Raw genomic sequence first — 16143 nt, 5'->3', positions numbered from 1 at the left:
ATGAAACTTTTGGCACTGGAAAGCTCCTGCGATGAGACGGCGGCCGCCGTGGTGGAGGACGGGCGGCGCGTCCTGTCCTCCGTGATTGCATCACAGGTGGAAGAACATAAATTATACGGCGGCGTGGTGCCGGAGATTGCGTCCCGGCGGCATTCGGAGGCCATTGTCCCGGTGACACAGAAGGCACTGGACGACGCGGGCCTGACCTTACAGGAGATCGACGGGATTGCCGTTACCTATGCGCCGGGATTGATCGGCGCGCTGTTGGTGGGGGTCAATTTTGCGAAGGGGCTGGCGCTCTCCGCAAATAAACCGCTGATCCCGGTCCACCATCTCCGTTCGCACATCGCGGCAAACTACATTACCTCGCCGGAGCTGGAGCCGCCGTTCCTGTGCCTGGTCGTGTCCGGCGGACATACCCATATTATCAATGTAAAGAGCTATACGGAACTGGAGGTCATCGGCCGCACGCGGGACGACGCGGCGGGAGAGGCATTTGACAAAGCGGCGCGCGCAATGGGTATCCCGTATCCCGGCGGCGTGGAGATGGATAAGATTGCGGAGAACGGCGACCCAAATGCCTTCAAGCTGCCGCATCCGCGTGTGGACGGCGCGCCGTACGATTTCAGCTTTTCTGGCCTGAAGACAGCGGTCATCAACCTGATCCACAACGCAAAGCAGAAGGAGGAAACGCTTTCCGTGCCGGATTTGTCTGCGTCCTTCCGAAAAGCGGTGGTGGACTGCCTGGTGCAGAATACGGAAAAAGCCGCGCGGGAGACCGGGGCGCAAAAATTGGTGATCGCGGGCGGCGTGTCTGCTAACTCCCTGCTGCGCCGCCGTTTGCAGGAGGTCTGCAAAGCGCGCGGCTGGGCGTTTTATATGCCGGCGCTCAATCTCTGCGGGGACAACGCGGCGATGGTCGGCGCGCAGGGTTACTACGAATTCCTGGCGGGGAATACGGCGGGAATGGACCTGAATGCCTGCGCACAAATGCCCATTCAGGGACCTAAAGCATTGTAAACTGGTAGGATTTGTTCAGAAAATGAAAGAAAGACGACAAAACCCTGCAAAATTCTAAAAATTGAGCAGGAAATTCATAATTTATCAATTGATATTCTTCAAACAATGTACTATAATGAAATTCAGTAACGTGATTTGGCCATTGGGCCGGAAGGAGAAAACTTTATGACAAAGAACGAATCCGTCTTAAATTGGATTGAAAACATGAAACAGCTTGTCAAACCGGATCAGGTTGTCTGGATTGACGGTTCCGAGGAGCAGCTCAACCAGCTCCGCGCGGAGGCCTGCTCCACCGGAGAAATGATTAAGCTGAATGAGGAGAAGCTTCCGGGCTGCTACCTGCATCGCACCGCCGTCAACGACGTTGCGCGCGTGGAGGGCAGAACCTTCATCTGCTCCCGCAAGGAAGAGGATGCAGGCCCGACCAACCACTGGATGGACCCGCAGGACGCTTACAAAATGCTGTTTGATATTGCAAAGGACAGCTATCAGGGCCGCACCATGTACGTCATTCCGTACTCCATGGGCCCGATCGGTTCTCCGTTCGCCAAGATTGGCGTCGAGCTGACCGACTCCATTTATGTTGTTATGAACATGAGCATCATGGCGCGCGTCGGCAATGCGGTCTGGGATGTTCTGGGCGACAGCAACGACTGGGTGCGCGGCCTGCACTGCAAATGCCAGATCGACGAAGAGAAGCGCTACATCTGCCACTTCCCGGAAGACAACACGATCATTTCCGTTAACTCCGGTTACGGCGGAAACGTGCTGCTGGGCAAGAAGTGCTTTGCACTGCGCATCGCTTCCTATCAGGGCAAGACCGAGGGCTGGATGGCGGAGCATATGCTCATCCTGGGCCTCGAGAACCCGAAGGGCGAAGTCAAATACATCACCGCTGCGTTCCCGTCCGCTTGCGGTAAGACCAACCTTGCCATGCTGATTCCGCCGGAAGGCTACAAGAGCAAGGGATATAAAGTATGGACTGTCGGCGATGATATCGCCTGGATGCGCAAGGGTCCGGACGGCCGCCTGTGGGCGATCAACCCGGAGAACGGCTTCTTCGGCGTGGCGCCTGGCACCAACCTGAAGTCCAACCCGAACGCACTGTACACCACCAAGGAAGGCACGATCTTCACCAACGTGGTACACAATCTGGACGACAACACCGTTTGGTGGGAAGGACTGGATAAGAATCCGCCTGAGAATGCAAAGAACTGGAAGGGCCAGGATTGGAACGGCAAGACCGCGACGGAGAAGGGCGCGCATCCGAACAGCCGCTTCACCGCTCCGGCGAAGAACTGCCCCTGCATCAGCTCTGAGTTTGAGAACGGCGCGGGCGTGCCGATCTCCGCAATCGTCTTCGGCGGCCGCCGTGCGCAGACCACTCCGCTGGTGTACCAGTCCCGCGATTGGAACAACGGCGTATTCGTGGGCTCCATCATGGCTTCCGAAACCACTGCTGCCGCGACCGGTGCGGTCGGCGTAGTCCGCCGCGACCCGATGGCCATGCTGCCGTTCTGCGGCTATCACATGGGCGATTACTTCAAGCATTGGATCGAGATGGGCGAAGAGCTGGGCGACAAGGCGCCGAAGATCTTCAACGTCAACTGGTTCCGTCTTGACGACGAAGGCAACTTCATTTGGCCGGGCTTCGGCGACAACCTCCGCGTCCTCGAGTGGATCATTAAGCGCTGTGATGGCGAAGTGGATGCACAGGAGACCGCGATTGGCTATGTCCCGTATGCGGAAGACATCAACCTGGAAGGCCTCGACTTCAGCATCGATACGCTGAAGAGCATTCTGGAAGTCAAGAACGACCAGTGGGCGAAAGAGGCGGAAGGCATTGAAGAGTTCTACACGAAGTTTGGCGACAGACTTCCGCAGGAGCTTCGCAACCAGCTTGAGACGCTGAAGGCCAACCTGAAATAAGCATTCTTTTGATAAGCTTGGGCGCTCCGGTTGATCCGGAGCGCCTTTTTGGTTCCTTTTGCGGCTTGGATTGACACAATATTCCCAGCATGCTATACTGAAAAAACGAAGAATGAAACAGACCTGAAAAGGAGCAGCATATGATTTGTAACCGTTGTGGGTTTGACAATCCGCAGGATGTGCATTATTGCAAACAGTGCGGTGCGGACCTGTCCGCGCAGGCGCCTTCTGCGCCGCCGCCCTACCAGCCGCAGCCGAACCAGTGGAACCCGCCGCCCCCCAATTATTACGTACAGCCGTCCTATCCCGCTTATATGGAGGTGATCTCGCCTTCCAGCCGCTGGGTAGCGCTGATCCTCTGTATCTTCCTGGGGACGTTGGGCATTCACCGTTTTTACGTGGGAAAGATTGGTACCGGTATTTTGTATCTGCTGACCGGCGGCGCCTTTGGAATCGGTTGGATCGTGGATATTATCATGATTGCGTGCGGCAGCTTTACGGACTCCTACGGCGCGCAGCTCAAGCAATAGAACAGAGAAAAAGCCCGGTTCCGCAGGGAATCCGGGCTTGCTTTTCTATAAAGGATATGGTATAATATTACACGTTGTAAATCCGGGTGTAGCGCAGTTTTGGTAGCGCGCTTGAATGGGGTTCAAGAGGCCGCAGGTTCGACTCCTGTCACTCGGACCAAAAAGTTAGGACAAAACAGATGTACGATCACATTTGTTTTGTCCTAATTTTTTTGTTACTAATAGCGATAGCATTTACATTATGCATATGCTGGTAAAATAAAATTTATTTCTACTAAAACTTACATAAAGAGGCGAAATGATTTGAATAAAGTGCAGAAGGCTGCATATGAGTTGATACAAGCAGATGCAAGGTTTTTGTATGCGTTAGTCGATATTTCGCAAAGTGCTAAAAATATTAACAGTAACTACATTTGTATGTGCTTACCATATATAGGACTTTTTGCAGAAGGAGCAGAGCAATGGTGTAAAAAAGTTGGATTAAATGCACCGCGCTTTAATGCAAATGAAAAAATATTTTATATGCAATTAAGACAGGGACATAAACTTTTTGAAAAAAGTTATAAAAATTATACTATGCAACTTTCTCAAAAGTTTGCCGAGAGTGAAAATTACTTTTACAACATACGCAGCTTTTATGAAAGAATATTTGGATATTACAATGTAGGTACCGACTTGTGTAATGATGAGTTTTGCGGGAATACGATTTTATGTGCAATGTATACTCCTGTAAAAACGCTAGGGAATAAAAATATAGGGCCATGGATAACAAATATGAGCGTAGTTGCTGGAAAATTAGCCGCTTCTTTGGGATGTAAGGAGTTTCCAATATATAGATATAATGATAATCTCATTGTTAAATATGAAGACTACCATTTTTACAAAAACTCACCACTAAAGTTGGAGAATGATTTTGGCTTTCTATTGTTTTCTATACTTTGCAGTGTGAATTATGCAATAGAGTTTGTTGAAAACTATTTTATAGAGGAAATACCTCAAAAATTTAAATTTGCATATTTACAGTATTACTATCTTTGTAATTTTATTAAAGAGCTAAACGCTCAAAAGAATACTGATTTTTATATAGATTGCTGTTTGTGTAATAGGAATTTTCGCAACTGCCTTGCTCATTATGGTTTGGGCCAGTACATAAATGAGACTGAAATTATTCCAGATGATATATTAAAGGGGTTAACAAATAAAACCTTCGGAGAAGACTACCTGACGATAAAAGCAAAGCTCTATAAAATTTTAAGGACTTTAACTGAACAAATAAGACAGACAATTTTAAAATAATCTATAAGAGACCGCCGTTTTACTATAGTTATATTCTTGTTAGAATTCTGAAGACCTTTCGAGCATTTCTATGATCAGGTTTATGTAAAAATCACTTTTTCACTTGTTGACTCAAAAATAAAATAATGATATGATAATTTTGTTGATTTTTACAAAGAGGAGTGATCTCATGGCAAAGGGTATTCAGGAAATAATTTCCCTCATTCAAGAAAAAAACATTCAAATGGTTGACTTTAAAATGGTCGACATCAACGGGCAATATCGACACGTGACCATACCGGCGGAAAACTTGTCTGCCGATACCATGCAGTACGGCATCGGATTTGACGCTTCCAATTACGGTTACGCCGTGGTCGAGAAGAGCGATATGGTTTTCATCCCCGACCTGGATACAGCTGTCGTCGATCCCTTCTGCGAAATTCCCACGCTCTCCATGACCGGCAACGCCATGGTCATTGATAATCCGGAAAACCGTCCGCTGGCCCAGTATCCGCGCAATATCGTTCTGGCTGCCGAGCAGTATATGAAAGACAGCGGCATTGCCGATACCATGCTGATCCTCCCCGAATTTGAATTCTATCTGTTTGACCAGGTGGGCTGGGAGGTGCAGCCCAACAGCGTCGGCGTTACCGTGGATGCTAGGCAGTCCTACTGGAACAGCGCGGTGGAAGGGAGGGGCTGCGTGATTCCCAAACAGAAGGCGTATCATATTGCCAAGCCCTTTGACCAGTCCTATGAGTGCCGCAGTGAGATGTGTCTGCTGATGAAAGAGGCCGGCATTGACATCAATTATCATCATCCGGAGGTTGCGGCCTCGGGCCAGTTTGAGATTGAACCCCAGTTGGGACAGATGTCCAAGATGGCCGACGCAACGATGATGATCAAATATATTGTCCATAATACCGCCTTGAAATATGGAAAAACGGCTACGTTTATGCCCAAGCCGATCTACGGAGAGGCGGGCAGCGGGATGCATGTCCACATGCTGCTGCTGAAAGACGGGCGGCCAGTGTTCTCGGACGATAATGGCTACGCGCACCTGAGCGAGACGGCCCACTATTTTATGGGCGGGCTGCTGAAGCACATCCATTCTCTGTGCGCGCTCACCAATCCCAGCACGAACTCTTTTAAGCGATTGGTGCCCGGCTTTGAGGCGCCTGTCACTGTGGGCTACGCGACTTCCAACCGCAGTGCGGTCATTCGGATTCCCGCCTATGCGAAGAGCCCTGACAAGCGCCGCTTTGAGCTGCGCAATCCCGACGCAACCTGCAACCCCTACTTCTGTTATGCTGCGATTTTGATGGCGGGCCTGGATGGCGTCAAAAACAAAATTGATCCGCATGCAAACGGCTGGGGCCCCTATGACGTCAACTTGTATACACTTTCTGATGAAGAAAAAGCAAAGCTGAAAAGCCTCCCGGTCTCTCTTGATGCGGCACTTGACGCTTTGGAGGCAGACCACGACTATCTGACGGCGGGCGGTGTGTTCCCAGAGGCGCTTCTCCAAAATTTTATAAAATCCAAGCGTGAAGAGTGCCGCCAGATTGCTTCCATCCCACATCCCGCGGAGTTTGAAAAGTATTATAATATTTGATGGTACGGTGCTTGGAATTCGGGCAGACCCGGGTTCCATTCAGTACAGACAGAGTCAAAATAGACCGCTGATTTTTGTCAGCGGTCTTTTCACTTTTCAGACGCTGCAATACATGCGATAAGATACACAAAGATGGATTGCGCCAATATAATTTGTAGAAACCCTTTCTTTTCTCCAGCCGCGTATGTTATAATTTCATATCCAATAAAATAATAGAGAAATCAAAATTGGTTTTATATAGATTGTCCGTCCTGTAACAAGAGATAAAAAGAGGTGTTATGTGAGCAGAACAAAACTTCCATTATTGAAACAAAACCGGACCATTCTCTCAGAAAAGCTGAAAGAATCCCTGTCGTCGGTACTGCCGGTGACGGGCATCGTTTTTTTGCTTTGCTTTACCATTTCCCCGGTGCCGAACGGCCTGTTGATGGGCTTTGTCCTGGGGGCGCTGCTGCTGATCCTGGGCATGGGCTTTTTTACACTGGGGACCGATATGGCGATGACACCCATCGGCACCCATGTCGGTTCCGCCGTCACCAAGTCCCGCAGCGTATGGCTGATCGTGCTGGTGAGCCTGTTGGTGGGAATCTTCATCACCATGTCTGAGCCGGACCTGCAGGTTCTGGCCGAGCAGGTGCCCGGCATCCCGAATATGACTTTGATTCTTGCGGTTGCGGTTGGCGTCGGCGTTTTCCTTGTGGTCGCCATGCTGCGCATGCTGTTCCGCATCAAACTGTCCTATCTGCTGATCGGAGTCTATGCGTTCGTTTTTCTATTGGCCCAGTTTGTTCCAAGGGAGTTTCTTTCTGTGGCGTTTGACTCCGGCGGGGTCACCACCGGCCCCATGACGGTCCCGTTCATCATGGCGCTGGGCGTCGGCGTCGCGGCTATCCGAAGCGACAGCGATGCGGAAAACGACAGCTTCGGCCTGGTCGCCCTGTGCTCCGTCGGCCCGATCATCGCCGTGCTGGTACTGGGAATCCTGTACAGCGCCGGTACAGGAGAGTATATCCCCGTGACAATTCCGGAAATTGCCGATTCCAAAGAACTTTCTCAGCTGTTCTTATCCTCCCTGCCCAAGTATATTGAGGAAGTCGCGATCGCCCTTTGCCCCATTCTGGCGTTTTTTGTCCTGTTCCAAATAACAAAGCTCCATCTGAAAAAAGGGGAGCTGATTAAAATATGTGTCGGCCTTGTCTATACATATGTCGGTCTGGTGCTGTTTCTCACCGGCGTCAACGTCGGTTTCATGCCCGTGGGCAACTATATCGGGCAGCTCATCGGCAGTATGGAACACAACTGGATCATTGTGCCGATCGGGATGGTCATCGGATATTTCATCGTAGCCGCGGAGCCGGCTGTCCATGTTCTGAACCGGCAGGTAGTTACCATCACCGCCGGCGCGATTCCCAAAAAGGCTCTGTCCACCAGCCTCTCCATCGGTGTTTCTATTTCGGTGGGGCTTGCCATGCTGCGGATTGTCACCGGTCTGCCGATCCTGTACCTGCTGATCCCCGGCTATCTGATTGCCGGTGTTCTTACGTTTTTCTCCCCCGCGCTGTTTACCGCCATCGCGTTTGATTCCGGCGGCGTGGCCTCCGGCCCCATGACGGCGACGTTCCTTTTGCCGCTGGCGATGGGAACCTGCAGCGGCGTGGGCGGCAATGTGGTGGTGGACGCGTTTGGCGTGGTGGCGATGGTGGCCATGATGCCGCTGATTACCATTCAGGTGCTGGGCGTATATTATAAATACAAGTCAGAAGACACGGAAACGACGGAAGACGCCCCCGCCCTCCCGGAAGAGGACGACGTCATCACGTTTTAAAGAGGAGACATCATGAGCAATATGTACTATTTGGTTACGGTGGCCAAACGGGAATACGGAGAAGCCTTTCAGCAATTTTTTTATGACAACGGGATCCATACGATGACAGCCGTCCTGTGTGAGGGAACCGCACAACAGAAAACCCTGGACCGTTTGGGGATCGAAAAGACAGAAAAGGTGATGCTTTCTTCCGTGGTTTCCGGGACGCTGGCGGCAAAAATGCTGCGGGGGCTGATGCGCACCATGCAGATCGATGTGCCGGGCAATGGGATTGCATTTACCATCCCGTTGCGGAGCGCGGCGAATGCCGGCAGCCTGCAATATTTGACCCATGGACAAAATACAGAACAAGATGAGGTGACGGAAATGGAAGAAACCCGCTTTTCCCTGGTGGTGGTCATCGTACAAAAGGGTCACACCGAAGAGGTGATGGACGCGGCGCGCAGCGCCAACGCGGGCGGCGGCACCATTGTGCACGCCAAAGGGGTTGGAGAAAAAAGTGCCACAACGTTTTTCGGCGTGTCCATCGCTTCGGAACAGGAACTGATCTACATTGTTGCAAAGCAGAAGGATGAAAAGAACATCATGCGTGCCATCATGGAGCAGACCGGTTCCAAAAAAGAGCGCGTGGCGGCGGCTTTCTCCCTGCCGGTCAACCATGTGGTGGGTCTGCGCAGCCTGACGGATGAATAAAGCGCGTGGACAAGTTGGATAGGTGGCAAAATGATAAAAATGGAACCCGGACCGCGGATCAGCGGTCCGGGTTTTATGCGATGTGGGGGCAGGAATCCCATGTGGTCCAATGGTTTAAAGGCCCTGTTTTTGGCCGTCGAGCACCATGCATGCGAGGTCCAGGGCGTTTTTTACGTGGTCGACCTCCGCCTGTGTATGGTTGACCTTGTGCAGAATTTGTTTGGCGTTTTCCAGCGCATGGTCCAGCGCCGCCCGTTTTACGTCGCAGTCACAGCGATATGCGTCTGTCTTTTTGACGGCCTCTGCGGCGGCGATGGAAGTTTCCAACGCGGCGGTACGGACGGGTTTTGCGCCGTTTAAAGCCGCAATTGCCGCATCCAGAGCTGTTTTTGCGCAGTCAGTTTCCTTCTGTGTCGGCGCGGTTTTATGGAGCACCTGTTGGGCCGCCTGCAATGCGGCGTCCAGGGCGGCTTTTTGCCCCGTACCGCCGTAGAGATAGGCCGCGGTGCTTTTTGCGGCTTCGGCAGCGGCGATGGAATCCCGCAGAGCGGTCAGGTTTGTGGGCTGGCCGTTTAAGGCTTTCGCTGCGGTTTGCAAGGCGTTTGCCGCCCCGGTGATTTCCTCAGCAGTGGCGGAGGGCTGTTTCAACAGGCGTTCCGCGTTTGCCAGTGCGCGGTCGAACGCATCCCTGGTGGATGCGTTGTAGTATTTTGGCAGTTCCATCATTTTTTTGGCGTCGTTGACCGCCTTTTGCAGCGGAAGGTTGCTTTCGTGGCCGTCCACGGTAAATGCCTTCAAACAGATGTTGGCGGGTGTAACACTGCTCTTGCCGGACACGCCCTGCTGCAGGTCGCCGTAATCGGCAAGGTCCAGCCATTCGCCGCCATGAAAGCGGATGAAGCTTTCGCCGGAACGAATGGAAGCTTCGCTGCGCACCCCGTCGCAGTAGCCGTCCAGCTCGCACGCGACGGGGTAGATTGCTGCGGCGTACCGGGCCCGGTTGTCTGCATCGGGGTTCTGAATTTGAACGACAATTGCGAATTTTTTCCCCTTTTCCACGTTGACCGGAAGTTCCAGACGGACGGTATGGTAGCCCGCATAAGGCTGCATCCCCTTCTGTTCTTCAGAAAAGGCCGGAACACCGCTGGTCGGGTCGCCTGCAAATTGCAGATCCGTGTAAACCTGAATGGAATAGACTGCATTGTGCGCGGTGGTGTAAAACGCCGTGGCTTGAATGGTTTCATCGCCGGCAGCGGTAAAAACGTTGGACATGTAGACCGGCTTGGCCGGATTGCCTGTTGCGCCTACCGTGGTGCTCCAGCCGGTGCCGTCGTATTGATAATTGTGGTCATACGGCTGGTCGGCGGAAGCGATGAATTGACAGGTTTCGGATAAGGAGCTGTCCTCATAGGAGAGGTAGAAGCACCCATTCATACCCCAATTTTCGCCCCAGCTGTTCCGGATCAGCCAGCCGCCGTCGCCTGTTGGCAGTTTGCCGGACGTGGTGCGGAATGCCTCCTTGGGAATCTGATCGTTCCAGCCTACAATCTGCACCGCGTGGTTGATGTTTACCCGGTTCGGCCCGTTGTATTGCTGGGCGATGATTACGGAGCCGTCACTGAGCGGATAGTCGTTATAGGAGCCGGATGCGTAAGAAACGGATACGCTGTATCCATCCATCAGCGCTTTTTTGACTGCATCGCTATTCCAGTTTCCATTGCGGTCCTTCGTCGGCAGGTAGTTGCTGTCCACCAGCCGGTAGGGCGCTGTAAAATGATTCCCCTCTGCAACGTCGCCATATTCCTCCAGATATTCGTTTTTCAGCGCCGGGGTTCCATAGGAATCCAGCCTGGAAGGGTCAAAAAAGTCGTAGCGTTCCGGATAGGGAACGGCTGCATCGGTCTGAAACCCAATGCGGGACAAAGTGGCGTTGGCCATAAAGGAATTCCCACCGTATTCGTACCATGGATGCCACCAGCTTGCTGTTTCGCTGGCGTTGAAGGCATAGGGATGGAAGGTATCGCCGCCTGTCCCGTCCTCCGGCAGGGCCGGATTCGCCGCGCCGTGATAGGTAAAATAGGCTAAATGACGCGGGGAAAGCATCGTTTGATCGTTCGGATAGAGGGAGGACTCCGCCGCGCCCACCGCGGCAAAAGCCCAGCAGGTTCCCCAGTTGGTCTGGTTGCGTACTATGCCGGTTACCGTTCCGTGATCCAGAACGCTGAAAGCGCCGGGGAATCCGGCTTCCGCGTGCGCGAGCGTTTCTGAGAAGGTTCCCTCCTGCAGGTAGGACGGATCGATATAGGGATGCACGTAACCCAATGACCCGCCGTGGTCCGCCGGTTTGTCCCCGGTTTGGACGGAAGATTCCATCGCCGCGGGATTGATTTCACTCATAGCGAGGTTTGCCGCCAAAGCTTCTTTTACAGGCTGTCCGCTGGCAGAGACGCCGGTGCTCCCAAAGGTACAAACCAGCAGGGACAGCGTCACCAGCAGGGACAGCGCTTTACCGCCCCGTATTCCATTGATTTTCAATTGATTTCCACTCCTTCGGTGTTGCAAGGCGCGTGATAAAACGGCCTGTTCTTCCTGTACCTAGATATGCGCCGATGCAAGGTTTTGTCAAATTTCACCAAGTAGTTATTAAATTAGAACAATACTGGTGCAAATCGCCAAATTCCAAATAGATCTGGCGGAGACACAGGGCGCTATTGACCAAAGCGTGGAGGAAATAGAAATCCCGGCCAACAGGGCGGCGGCTTGCCTGCCTCTGTTTAGCCGGGATCTTTATTATGCGGGAATGGATTGTGGGGATGCAGGCTTGTCATTCGCGGATCGGCTCCATATGTGTGCAGGGCCGGTCCGTGTTGGTATAATTGGTGCATCCGTAAAAGATATTTCCCGTTTTGGGGCTGCGCTTGACAATCATAAAACCGTCTTTGCAGGCGGTGCAGGGGAAAATATCGTGCCGGTGTTCCTTGTCGTTGGTCATGAAATCGCAGACTTCCGCGTCGTTCGTACACATCCAGAGGTTCAGCCCGTAATTTTTGTTGAACTCGTATTTGAGCGGAAAGCCGCACACCGGGCAGCGGAGCTGGAACAGGTCGACGGTTTCCAGATTCATGTCCGCCGCGTGCGGAAGGTGGAAGTCCCGGATCAGCTCAACCAAAAAGCGGGAGGGGCGCTGCTTGGGCGCGGCGATGTAGACGCGGTTTTTGGTACGGGTCAGCGCGACGTAGAACAGGCGGCGTTCTTCCGCGAAGGGAACGCTGCGGTCCTCGTAGGTCACCAGCTTCATAATGGGGTCATCTTCCAGCTGGCAGGGGAAACCGAACTTCCCCTCAAACATGTTGATCAAAATGACGTTGTCGTAGCCGAGCCCTTTGGCGCTGTGCGCCGTCATGAACGAGAGCGGGACTTTTGGATATTGGGGGCAGTATACCCGGTTGCCGGGACGTTCCTCAAACAACCCGGTGCGGAACAGCTTGTACATATCGTAATTGTACCGGCCGATCAACAGAACGGAGGATTGTTCCCCATATTCCGCGACGATTTTGCCGATCATTTCGAGCACGGCGCGGGCCAACGCCTGCATCGGTTTGTATGCGTCGTCAAACGGGTGGATCACAATGGGGTCCTTTAAATGCTTGGGAGAAATGAGCTGCTTGCGGATCTGCGCGGCGTTTTTCTGCACAAACCCGCCCGCGATGTCGATCAGCTCCTGTGAATTGCGGTAGGTATGTGTGATCTTCAATTCGGTGCCGGAGCCCATCAGCTCCAAAAAGCGTGTGAACAGGGTGATGTCCGACCCCGCGAACGCGTAAATGGACTGCCAGTCGTCGCCGACCGCCACCACCTTTGCCTTGGTGATCTCCGAAAGGCGCTTGGTCAGGTTGAAGCGTTGGCGCGCGATGTCCTGGAATTCATCGATGATGATGTATTTGTAGGGCAGGGCAATGCCCTGCCGCTCAATTTCCTGTAAATAGAAGTGTGCATCGTTGATCATGTCCGCGAAGTCGATCTGGTTGTTCCGCTTCAGAGTTTCCTGATAGTGGGCATAGACCTGCTCCGCGATGTCCAGGAAAAGCAGCGTGCGGGGATTGTCCGTCTTTTCTCGCAGAAGGCGGAACCCGTTTTCCGTGTAGCCGGAGGTTTTGAACTGCTCGATGAATTCCATCAGGAAGAGGATCAGGCGCACCACGTATTTGTCCTTGCCGGTTTCCACGATCTTTCGGTATACCTCGTCCAGGTCACGCGGCTTGAGCACAAAGCCGGCAGCCACAAGGGTTTCCCGCAGATGGTCGAGCAGCGGCCTGCGGTCGTTGTAAAGTGACCAGGTTTCCAGCAGTTCGGTTTTCCCCTTTTTGTGCAGCGTCCGTTTGTCCCGGATCGATTTTTTATATTTGGCGATCTGCTGTGGAGTGAAAACGTTGCTGTAACCGCTTTCCGTCAGCCCGTAATGCTCCAAGTAAGCGGTATGCTCCCCCTGCGTAATATAGAAATCCGGCGTGTAGGTTTTGCGTGCGCCCGGTATGGGCAGCGGGTACGGGCGCTCGTATTCGTAGTCCAGACCGTTCAGATACAGGAAATTGGCAATCTGCACCTCCTGTATGGAGCGCAGGTATTCGCCGGTCAGGGTCTTTACGCGTCGCTGGCGCTGATGCTCCACCTTTTTGACGTAATCCCCCAGGCCGCTTTTCATTGTCTCGTAGTCCTGCGAAGCCTTGATCAGGTGGTACTGGTTTAAAGAGGAGAACTGGAATACGTCCTCGGACAGGTCGAAATAGTAGCCCATGAACAGCACCAGATTGCGCATCAGGGATTTGTTGTCAAAGATGGCCTTTTCCAGCATCTCAAACACGATCTGGTAGGAGGAAAAATTGATTTCCGGCGGCGCCGCGGAAAACCGCTTGACAATCTCAAAGGCAAACGCATGGAATGTGCAGATTTTGGCGGGGATATTCAGCCCTTTGTTGATGCGTTCCTTCAGCTCGCCGATCGCCTTGTTGGTATAGGAAATGACGATGATTTCTTCGGGCAGAACGTGCTTCTTTTCTACCAGGTATTTGACCTTCGCGGCCATTGTGGTGGTTTTTCCCGCTCCGGCTCCGGCGACCATCAGGCAGTGGTCGTCGTCCGTGATGACGGCGCGGCGCTGTTCGTCGTCCAGCCGGATCCCCGGGTCAATATCCTTCAGAATGTTGTCGAAGTACGCTGCTTCCCGGTGCAGGATGGTTTCCACGTATTGCTCGTTGTGCGCGGTGATGGCGGCGTCCAGATGCAGGAAGCGCCGCAAAAACGACTGGAGCTGACTGATGTCCACGCGCAGCGCCTTTGCCTGCCCGCACACATAGGAATAAATCAGCTTATCCCTGAGACAGCGGAAATAGGGGGCGTAGGTCTGCACCATCCGGTCCTTCTGCCGGGCGGAAATATAGTTGTCCGCGCCAAACGCGGAGCAGTAGTCCCGGTCGAAAGAAGTGAGCATGTCGGAGATCATGGCGTAATCGATCCCCTCCGCGGCGGGCGCGCCGTCCTGCTCCTGTGGGAAGTAGGAGGCCGGCAGACCGCAGTGCGGGCATTTTTCGGCGTGGGTTGAGATCTGTTGGCCGCATTCGGGGCACGGGATCAATGCCATCGTCCATTCTCCTTTACGCGATTGTTCCATAACGTAATATTCGTCTTGCTTTATTCTTTATTGTATAACAGGTGACAAATATTTACAATATAGAACGGCGATTCCGCTGAAAAATGCTTGCGCGGTTGGCGTCCCATTCCGTCGCCGTGCATTCGATCAGCAGTTCTTCTGCCGCAGACAGCGCGGCAACCAGACAGAGAGACAGCAAAACAGCCGGAGATTGGGTAAACGGAAGTGACAGCGGATAAAGGAACAACAGCAGGCCGGCGAGCTTATTGGCCCGGGTGTGCAGGCAGCCAAAGCGGCCGAACCGGGCTCTGGCAATGCACGCCGCGCCCAGGCGCAGAAGGGAAATGGCGGCGACCCAAAGCAGGACGCCTGGCGCCTGTGCGAGCAGGGGCCACAGGCGGAACAGCATGGTGCAGACAAGGCAGAAATCCGCGGCGGAATCAAGCCGCGCGCCGAACACGGTCGACGCATGGAGCCGCCGGGCCAGCCAGCCGTCCAAGATATCGGTCAGGCCGCACACAAGGTAAAGAAAAAAGAACAGCGTCCCCGGGAATGGCAGGAACAGCAATAACACGGTCAGCCCAAACCGCAGGCCGGTCAGCAGGTTTGGAATCTTTTTGACGGCCATGCACAGGCCCCCTTTCTGAAATCTGTTCCATTGTAGCATATCGAAGGCGGTACGGAAACAGCAAAAGCGGCCCCGTTCCGGCGGGGCCGCTTTTGTGCGTGTCTTTTATTTTTTAACTGCGAGCAGCTCGATGTAACCGCGTGTGCCGATGGGCTCCAGCTGGATGCGGGGATTTTCCTTGTCCCACTGGTAACCGACGACCGAAGGGTCATACCGGTCGATTGCCTGCCATACCTGTTCAATGGCTTCGCCGTAGTCCTCCTCCGCGAAGGGTTCGCCCTGGAACATCAGGTAGGTGCACGCGGGCAGCTCGATCAGGTCGAACCCTTCGGGAATGGGACCGTCATAGTCGAGCGGGAGCTCCACGCCCTGCACATATTCGGAGGTGCCGGGCTTGATGTACGATTTTGGCAGCCAGAGCGAGACCGGCTCGCCGCTGATGGATTTGATACTGGTCAGCAGGCCCCAAACGTCGCAGCCCACCTCTTCGCAGTAGGCAAAATAGTCGGCGGCTTTGACGCCCCGTTTGATGAGCGCTTTGCGGGCGGGCTTCTCCACGGGCTGGATGAAAATGTTCTTTGTGTTTTCCATATGCTTCTCCTTCTTTCTGTCCTCTCGGTATTTGACGCCGTAGGGAGTGAACAGGTACAGGGGCACGGGGCCGGTGGCGTATTCGCGGGGGTTACAGCCGAATTCCCGGTAGAACGCGCGCTGGTATCCGTCCACGCTGCCAAAGCCCAGCTCAAAAGCTACATCCGCGATTTTGCAGCGTTCGTCCCGCAGCTTGAGCACGGACCGGGACAGCCGCAGCCGCCGGATGTAATCTGCCGGGCTGAGATTAACCCATTGTATAAATAATCGATAAGAATACCATGGGGAATAATACGACGCGCGCGCCAGATCCGCCAGCGTGATCGTCTCGCCCAGATGGGCGTCAATGTAGTCCTGCATCCGCTGGACGGCCTCCATCTGTTCCTGCAA

11 protein-coding genes and 1 tRNA gene are annotated in these 16143 nt (G+C 53.4%); 8 read left to right on the top strand and 4 right to left on the bottom strand.

Features of this window, described 5'->3' with window-relative positions; translation table 11 throughout:
- The 8 genes from tsaD (at position 1) to BN2106_RS14150 (ending at position 8887) form a co-directional block, all read left to right on the top strand.
- Positions 1–1020, top strand: coding sequence for a tRNA (adenosine(37)-N6)-threonylcarbamoyltransferase complex transferase subunit TsaD (tsaD, locus tag BN2106_RS14185; protein ID WP_050699209.1), 1020 nt, complete (start codon positions 1–3; stop codon positions 1018–1020).
- A 165-nt stretch (positions 1021–1185) separates the two neighbouring features.
- On the top strand, positions 1186–2949 hold the full coding sequence (locus BN2106_RS14180) for a phosphoenolpyruvate carboxykinase (GTP) (RefSeq protein WP_050699208.1): 1764 nt from the start codon (positions 1186–1188) through the stop codon (positions 2947–2949).
- 140 nt (positions 2950–3089) lie between these two features.
- Entirely contained in the window at positions 3090–3479 is a 390-nt protein-coding gene (locus BN2106_RS15845; protein ID WP_082236524.1) for a TM2 domain-containing protein, read from the top strand.
- Between the two features lie 82 nt (positions 3480–3561).
- Positions 3562–3639, top strand: a tRNA-Pro gene (locus BN2106_RS14170).
- Between the two features lie 143 nt (positions 3640–3782).
- Positions 3783–4775: a hypothetical protein gene (locus tag BN2106_RS14165; RefSeq protein ID WP_050699207.1), complete on the top strand. Its 993-nt coding sequence runs from the start codon at positions 3783–3785 to the stop codon at positions 4773–4775.
- A 169-nt stretch (positions 4776–4944) separates the two neighbouring features.
- Positions 4945–6369 (top strand): type I glutamate--ammonia ligase, encoded by a 1425-nt coding sequence (glnA, locus tag BN2106_RS14160; RefSeq protein WP_050699206.1) that lies wholly within the window; start codon positions 4945–4947, stop codon positions 6367–6369.
- Positions 6370–6649: 280 nt separating this feature from the next.
- A complete protein-coding gene (locus tag BN2106_RS14155) occupies positions 6650–8194 on the top strand; it encodes a DUF1538 domain-containing protein (protein WP_242846338.1) in 1545 nt (514 codons plus the stop codon).
- Between the two features lie 12 nt (positions 8195–8206).
- Positions 8207–8887: a P-II family nitrogen regulator gene (locus BN2106_RS14150; protein ID WP_050699204.1), complete on the top strand. Its 681-nt coding sequence runs from the start codon at positions 8207–8209 to the stop codon at positions 8885–8887.
- A gap of 114 nt (positions 8888–9001) precedes the next feature.
- Here the strand turns inward: BN2106_RS14150 and BN2106_RS14145 are convergent, their stop codons facing one another.
- From BN2106_RS14145 to BN2106_RS14130, 4 genes are all read right to left on the bottom strand, one after another.
- Entirely contained in the window at positions 9002–11422 is a 2421-nt protein-coding gene (locus BN2106_RS14145; protein ID WP_050699203.1) for a lectin like domain-containing protein, read from the bottom strand.
- Positions 11423–11711: 289 nt separating this feature from the next.
- Positions 11712–14525, bottom strand: coding sequence for a UvrD-helicase domain-containing protein (locus tag BN2106_RS14140; RefSeq protein WP_050699202.1), 2814 nt, complete (start codon positions 14523–14525; stop codon positions 11712–11714).
- An 82-nt stretch (positions 14526–14607) separates the two neighbouring features.
- Positions 14608–15162 carry a CDP-alcohol phosphatidyltransferase family protein gene (locus BN2106_RS14135; protein WP_050699201.1) on the bottom strand — a complete coding sequence of 185 codons (555 nt, stop codon included), beginning with the start codon at positions 15160–15162 and terminating at the stop codon, positions 14608–14610.
- Between the two features lie 105 nt (positions 15163–15267).
- The gene (locus BN2106_RS14130; protein WP_242846337.1) at positions 15268–16143 is read right to left on the bottom strand and encodes an AraC family transcriptional regulator; all 876 of its coding nucleotides are present in this window, start codon (positions 16141–16143) and stop codon (positions 15268–15270) included.

Origin of the sequence: Anaeromassilibacillus senegalensis, from assembly GCF_001261775.1 — a bacterium.
GTDB lineage: Bacteria > Bacillota > Clostridia > Oscillospirales > Acutalibacteraceae > Anaeromassilibacillus > Anaeromassilibacillus senegalensis.
Note: the sequence above shows the minus strand (reverse complement) of the source record. Positions and strands in the feature narration are given on the sequence as shown.

Bases quoted from the DNA above. Each gene is read 5' to 3' on its own strand.
- tsaD (WP_050699209.1), top strand. From the start codon at position 1: ATGAAACTTTTGGCACTGGAAAGCTCCTGCGATGAGACGGCGGCCGCC.
- BN2106_RS14180 (WP_050699208.1), top strand. From the start codon at position 1,186: ATGACAAAGAACGAATCCGTCTTAAATTGGATTGAAAACATGAAACAG.
- BN2106_RS15845 (WP_082236524.1), top strand. From the start codon at position 3,090: ATGATTTGTAACCGTTGTGGGTTTGACAATCCGCAGGATGTGCATTAT.
- glnA (WP_050699206.1), top strand. From the start codon at position 4,945: ATGGCAAAGGGTATTCAGGAAATAATTTCCCTCATTCAAGAAAAAAAC.
- BN2106_RS14150 (WP_050699204.1), top strand. From the start codon at position 8,207: ATGAGCAATATGTACTATTTGGTTACGGTGGCCAAACGGGAATACGGA.
- BN2106_RS14140 (WP_050699202.1), bottom strand. From the start codon at position 14,525: ATGGCATTGATCCCGTGCCCCGAATGCGGCCAACAGATCTCAACCCAC.
- BN2106_RS14135 (WP_050699201.1), bottom strand. From the start codon at position 15,162: ATGGCCGTCAAAAAGATTCCAAACCTGCTGACCGGCCTGCGGTTTGGG.